Below are 6000 nucleotides of genomic sequence, written 5' to 3' on the forward strand. Positions count from 1 at the left end.
TGCCTTTCCCGCGCTGACCCGAATCCACGCTTCCCCCCAGGTGGAGATGACACACACCCCTGAGCGGCTCGATTCCCTTCGAGAGCGCACGCTATCAACAGCCCTGTGGCTGAGGGCGAATCGAGCGGCGCCCCCCTCAGGCAGGTCCGACGTGCTGGACGGCCTTCATCGCCGCCGAGGGGTAGACCGTGCCGACCTTGACGCCCTCGAGCCAGTCGGTGAGCCGTGCGGCCTCGTGGGCCAACGCCTTCGTGGCCGGTCGCGAGACCCTCTCCAGGAGGCGTACGTCGACCACGCCCGCCTCGTCCTGCACCCAGCAACCGACGATCCGGCCGTCGACCCAGGCCGTGGTGCCGGCGTTGCCGTTGCTGTCGAACAGGTGGGGCACGTGTTCGGGAGGAAGGTAGAAGTCGCGTGACTTCCAGCCCATCACCGTCGGGTCGAGGACCGGCAGCAGGGCCACCCACGGCTCGTCGTAGGTCTCCGGGTCGAGGTCGTCCTCGAGCAACCAGCCCGTCTGGCCCCCTGGCAGCGACACCGGGACGGCGCCGACGTCGGCGAGCGCCCGCTTGACGATGCCGGCGGTGGCCCCCAACCACCACTGGATGTCGCCCGAGGTGCCGGGACCGAACGTGCGCAGCCAGCGGCGCACCAGCTCGGCCCAGCCCTCGTCGGGCGTCCAGGCATCGGGGACCTGGCCCAGCCACGCCCGCATCGAGGTCCACTGCGGTCGTGAGATGCGCCAGTGGCCGCCGTTGCGACCCCTCGCGATCTGGGCCTCGACGCCGAGCTGGGTGAGCACCCGCGGAGCCATCGCCACGTTGGCGCCGTAGGCCTTGCCGACCGCGATGTCGATGCGGCCCTCGAGCGCCGGCAGCTCCTCGCGCAGGGCCTTGGCCGAGAGCTCGCTGCCGTCGGCCAGCCGCTGGATGACGGCCGCGCAGGCGCGGTCGACCCAGGCGGCGCCGTCATCGGCCAGGCCGCCTTGCTCGACGTCCTTGGCCAGACGTGGTCGCAGCTGGGCGGCCACCCGGGCCGAGCTGCTCCCCCAGGCGGCCGGCAGCAGGTCGCGCGGGAACACGAACACCGTGCGGCGCATGGCGAGCTGCTTGACCAGCGAGCGCTGGTCGTAGAGCTCACGGTCGACAGCTGCCACCGAGAGCCCGTCGACCCTGGCCTGCAACGACAGGTAGACCGTCGCGGGCTCGGTGGCGTGGAGCACCGTCATCGCCCGCGTGGCCGCAACCGGATCGGGGAGCCGGGCCTGCGGCGCGATGCCGTGGCGGCGTGCGATCCGGGCGCGGCGCTCGTCGTCGCCCACGTGTCGCACGGGTGCCGGATCCGCCATGTCGGCCATCCTGCCGGAGCCCGCCGACACCCCCAGGACATCCGCGGGCCTCAGCGCACCCGGCGCAGCCACTCCCACAGGACGCGACCGACGCGTCGCAGCTGGGCGGGACCGACGACGTCCGGTCGGTCAGCGGAGCTGTGGTAGGCCGCATAGCTCGTGCTGCCCAGGCGCGCCGACGGCATCCCCTCGTCGGCGAACGACTCGTGGTCGCTGGCGGTGTTCTCCCCGAGCGAGCTGCGGACGTCGAGTCGTGCCGCCGCCCGGGCGAGTCCGGTGCGCACCGAGGTGTCGGCCCCGGGCACGAAGCCGATCGGCACCACCTCCCCGACCCCGACCCGGTCCATCGCCACCATGCCGCGCAGGCGTCGCCGCTCGGACCTGGTCATCTGGTCGACGTAGTGGCGCGAGCCGAAGTGGTGCTCGGCGTCGCCTGTCCCCCGCGGTTCCTCTCCCCCGAAGCCGACGAAGACCACCGGCAACGCCGGTGGCGCTGCCGCGGCGCGGCGAGCGGTCTCGAGCAGGACGGCGATGCCGGATGCGTTGTCCTCCGCTCCCGGAGACACCGCCACCGTGTCGAGGTGTGCGCCCACGACGACGTACGGCGACTCGGCATCGAAGCCAGGTGGCGTCGCGACGACGTTGACCGACGTACCTGCCTCGACGGGCACACCCCAGGAGTCGCCGGCCGGGACGGGAAAGGACTGGGTGGTCACGTCGTAGCCGAGCGACTCGAGCTTCCGCTCGAGCCAGCGGGCGGATCTGCCGAACGCCGGACCCGTGGCCAGCCGCGGACCGACGGTCGCCGCCAGGAACCGGACGGTGCGCATGGCCCGCCGGGCGGAGAACGCCGGCACCGGCGGGGCCGGGATGGTCGAGGGCTCGGCGGTGGCAGGCGTCGCTGTTGGTGTCGCTGTTGGTGTCGCTGTTGGTGGCGCCGTCAGTGTCTCGAACGGCGGACCGGACGGTGAGGCGTCGGGCCGGCTCTGCGTCGAGCCGGCGCCCGAGCAGGAGGCGAGGAGCAACGCACCGGCGAGCGCGGCGCCGGTGCGGGCAGGGCCGTCGTACCGCCTCATTCCCAGACCGTAGCCACCCTTGCCCACCTTGCCGCGACAATGAGGCCATGGGCAGGCGGACGCACGGCCTGGTCGCGCTGCTCGCGACCGCGGTTCTCGTGGCGCTGCTCGTCGCCGTCTATGCGCCCGCGCAGGGTCCGGTGCCGATGTCGGCCGACCCGTCGAACCGCCCGAGCCCGACCCGTCCCCCCACGACGGAGGACGAGCCACCGGCGCGACCCCTCCCCCCTGTCGTCGCGGGAGCGACCATCGCCCCGTGCCACCGGGTCGGCGGGACCGTGCCACTGACCATCGTCACCTTCAACATCCACAGTGCGATCGGAGCTGCCGGCTTCGAGCTGGTGCGGATCGCCGCCGAGATCGGGGCCACGGAGCCGGACGTCGTGCTGCTGCAGGAGGTCGACGACGGACGGTCACGCAGCGGGTTCGTGGACGAGGCGGCCTACCTCGCCGACGCCTTGGGCATGAAGGACGTGTTCGCCACCAACGTCGTGCGACCCAGCCGCCGGGTCGGCGAGCCGGTCAGCAACTACGGGACGGCCGTGCTGACCCGGCTCAAGGTAGACAGCTGGAGCCACACGTTCCTCCCCAACAGGCCAGGTCGGCAGCAGCGCGGACTGCAGCACCTGGTGCTGCGCCTGAAGGGGCGCGAGATCAGCATCTACAACGCGCACCTGGACCACACCACGCCGTCGCTGCGGCAGCAGCAGATGCGGGTGGCCCGCGACATCATCGGCGTCGACCCGTTGCCGGTGATCTTCGGAGGCGACTTCAACGCCTCGCCCGAGTCGGACACTCTCGCCCTCGCGCTCGACGCGAGCCACACCGACCTCCTCGACCCCTGGCCACTGGTCGGTGACGGCAACGGCCTGACGGTGCCGAACAACGCCCCTCGCTCACGCATCGACTACCTGCTCGCCAACGACGAGTGGACACCGACCGTGATGGCGACCTGGCAGTCAGCCGTCTCCGACCATCGCGGCGTCGTCGGCAGGTTCTTGCTGCGCTCGCCCCGGGTCTGCGGCTGAGGTCGCCACCTGCCACCATCGTCCGGTGCCGTCGACGCGCCGTACGACCTGGGTGCTGGTCGGGCTCATCCTCCTGTCACTCAATCTGCGCCCTGCGGCGGTCAGCGTCGGGCCGGTGCTCTCGGAGGTGCGTGCCGGTCTCGGCATGAACGCCGCGACAGCCGGGTTGCTGACGAGCCTGCCGGTGCTCGCGTTCGCCCTGTTCGGCGCATTGGCGCCGTACCTCGCCAGCCGCCTCGGACTGCACCGCATCGCGCTGCTGGCACTGCTGTGCGTGGTCGTCGGGCTCGGCACACGCGTACTCGTGGACCACGAGCTGCCCTTCCTGGCTCTCTCGATGCTCGCCCTGTCGGGCATGGCCGTCGCCAACGTGGTGCTGCCCTCGCTCGTCAAGCTGCACTTCCCCGACCGCATCGGACTGGTCACCGCGATCTACAGCACGGCGCTATCGACGGGCCTGACCGCGGCCCTGATGTTCACCGTGCCCTTGTCCCACGCCCTGGGCGGCTGGCGCGACGGACTCGGAATCTGGGCCGTGGTCGCCCTGGTCGCGGCCGTGCCGTGGCTGGGGCTGATCGCGCACGACCGCCATCTCGCCCGGCCCGAGCGCACCATCACCTACCTCGACGTGCTGCGCACCCCCTTGGGCAAGGCGATGGCGGTCTTCTTCGCGTTCCAGTCACTGCAGGCCTACGTGTGCTTCGGGTGGTTCGCGACGCTGTGGCGCGACGCCGGGTTCAGCGCGACGCAGGCCGGTCTGCTCGTCGGGCTGCTCGCCGCTACCGCGATCCCCTTGTCGCTCTGGGCACCGACCAAGCTGGCGAGGTCACCCGACCCGCGGAGCCTGCTGTTCGCGATCATGGCGTGCTACTTCGTCGGCTACGTCGGGCTGATGGTCGCGCCGCACTCCCTCGCCATCGTGTGGGCGCTGTTCGTGGGGGCGGGCACCACGACGTTCCCGCTGATCCTGGTGCTGGTCGGGCTACGCGCCCGGACTCCGGAAGGTACGGCGGCGCTGTCGGGCGTCACGCAGTCGCTGGGCTACCTGGTCGCTGCCACCGGACCGTTCACGATCGGGGCGCTGTACGACGCCACTGACGGCTGGACCTGGCCGCTCACGCTGTTGATCGTGCTGGTGCTGCCGCTGTTCGCGGTCGCTGCCTACGTCGCCCGCCCGATGTACGTCGAGGACCAGCTCACGTCTCGTCGGTGACCAACCGCTGACGCAGCCGGCGTGCCTGGTCCTCGCTCAGCCCACCGCTTCGCAGGTAGGCCTCGACGCCACCGTGCTCGGCGTCGATGTGCTCCAGGACCGTCAACATGTTGGACTCGGGCGTCGCGATGAACTCGCGGACCCGCTCGCGCGCCGTTTCGTCCTCGATCGACTCCAGGTAGCCGTTGACGAGGGGGGCGTTGCGCTCCTGGGTGAGCGCGTAGTCCGCGGCGACGCGATCGGGGTCGGCGCCGGCCAACGTCAGGGCCATCGCGACGACCAAGCCGGTCCGGTCCTTGCCACCGGCACAGTGCACGACGACCGCTCCTGCTGGCGCATCGGCGATGGCGGCGACAGCACCTGCGAAGAGGTCCGGCCGCGCGTCGACCATCTCGACGTAGAGCTCGGCCATCGACTCCGCCATCGTCTTGAGGTCGCCCGGGTCTTCGACGGGGAGGTTGACGTAGATGTCGCCGTCGTCGGCGTAGGGATGTGGCTCAGATGACTCTCCCACCCGACGCAGGTCGATGACGCGCGAGACTCCCTCTGCGGCGAGCCGATCGACGCCACCATCACCGAGCCGCGTCAGCGACTCCGCGCGGATCAGCGCCCCCTGCTTGATGTGGCCGTCGCGCACCGGGAGACCACCCAGGTCGCGCACGTTGTGCATACCCGGCCAGTCGAGGTGGAGGGGTGTGTAGTCCGAGGTCGTCACGGTGCGACCTTACGAAAGTGCTGCGGCTCACTGCACCAAGAGGCAGCACGCGTGGACACCGACTTCGTCGCGCGTAGGACGCTGCTGGTCAACGCCGGTAGCGGCGTGGTGGTGGGGTGTCGATGACCCGTCCGGTCGGAGTCGTCCATTGGTAGCCGTCGTCGGGTAGGCGGTGGTAGGACCAGCGGGCGTGGGTCTTGACCCGGTGGTGCCGGCGGCACAGCGGGGCGAGGTTGTCGGGGTGGGTCTGGCCCGGTGGGCCCCCCTCAGCTATCGGGAGGTAGGCCTCGATGTGGTCCAGATCGCAGTCTCGGGAGGCCCGGGTGCAGCCGGGGAAGACACAGACCGGGTCCCGCAACCGGACGTACCAGGCCATCGGATCGGGCGGGTCATGCCCATCCACGGCCGGGACGGTGGTCGGGTCGGTCAGATCCAACACCGGCCGCACGACGATCCTGGTGTCGACTCCGAGCCAGTCGGTGACCCAGGCCTTGACCAGGTCGCTGGTCGCGACACCCCACCGGCCCGCATCGACCGGGCCGATCACCCCACGGGTGGCCAGGTCGGCCAGGGTGGCCAGGTCCAGGCTCAGCACCAGATCCGCCCTCCCGGCACGGCCG

Annotated in this window: 6 protein-coding genes; 2 read left to right on the top strand and 4 right to left on the bottom strand. The window is 71.2% G+C overall.

The features are described 5' to 3' along the window. Window positions 1-136 precede the first annotated feature (136 nt). Both ISU10_RS15525 and ISU10_RS15530 read right to left on the bottom strand, forming a co-directional pair. Window positions 137-1348, bottom strand: a complete 1212-nt coding sequence (locus ISU10_RS15525; RefSeq protein WP_228501038.1) for a winged helix DNA-binding domain-containing protein — start codon at window positions 1346-1348, stop codon at window positions 137-139. A gap of 50 nt (window positions 1349-1398) precedes the next feature. Further along, on the bottom strand, window positions 1399-2424 hold the full coding sequence (locus ISU10_RS15530) for a M28 family metallopeptidase (protein ID WP_194697318.1): 1026 nt from the start codon (window positions 2422-2424) through the stop codon (window positions 1399-1401). Window positions 2425-2471: 47 nt separating this feature from the next. On the opposite strand from ISU10_RS15530, the gene ISU10_RS15535 reads away from it, so the two are divergent. Continuing rightward, the gene (locus ISU10_RS15535; RefSeq protein ID WP_194697319.1) at window positions 2472-3452 is read left to right on the top strand and encodes an endonuclease/exonuclease/phosphatase family protein; all 981 of its coding nucleotides are present in this window, start codon (window positions 2472-2474) and stop codon (window positions 3450-3452) included. A gap of 25 nt (window positions 3453-3477) precedes the next feature. Beyond that, entirely contained in the window at window positions 3478-4665 is a 1188-nt protein-coding gene (locus tag ISU10_RS15540) for an MFS transporter (RefSeq protein WP_370865483.1), read from the top strand. Here the strand turns inward: ISU10_RS15540 and ISU10_RS15545 are convergent. Together ISU10_RS15545 and ISU10_RS15550 are read right to left on the bottom strand one after the other, a co-directional pair. Further along, complete coding sequence (locus tag ISU10_RS15545; protein ID WP_370865484.1) at window positions 4649-5380, bottom strand: tyrosine-protein phosphatase; 732 nt, start codon at window positions 5378-5380, stop codon at window positions 4649-4651. The two genes, ISU10_RS15540 and ISU10_RS15545, sit on opposite strands and share 17 nt — an antisense overlap. An 88-nt stretch (window positions 5381-5468) precedes the next feature. Further along, window positions 5469-6000 (bottom strand): HNH endonuclease signature motif containing protein (locus ISU10_RS15550; RefSeq protein ID WP_228501040.1); only part of this gene is annotated, 532 nt, incomplete at its 5' end.

Origin of the sequence: Nocardioides agariphilus, assembly GCF_015352445.1 — a bacterium.
GTDB classification, from domain to species: domain Bacteria; phylum Actinomycetota; class Actinomycetes; order Propionibacteriales; family Nocardioidaceae; genus Nocardioides; species Nocardioides agariphilus.

Coding starts and splice junctions, on each gene's coding strand:
- ISU10_RS15535 (WP_194697319.1), top strand. CDS start 2,472: ATGGGCAGGCGGACGCACGGCCTGGTCGCGCTGCTCGCGACCGCGGTT.
- ISU10_RS15530 (WP_194697318.1), bottom strand. CDS start 2,424: ATGAGGCGGTACGACGGCCCTGCCCGCACCGGCGCCGCGCTCGCCGGT.
- ISU10_RS15525 (WP_228501038.1), bottom strand. CDS start 1,348: ATGGCGGATCCGGCACCCGTGCGACACGTGGGCGACGACGAGCGCCGC.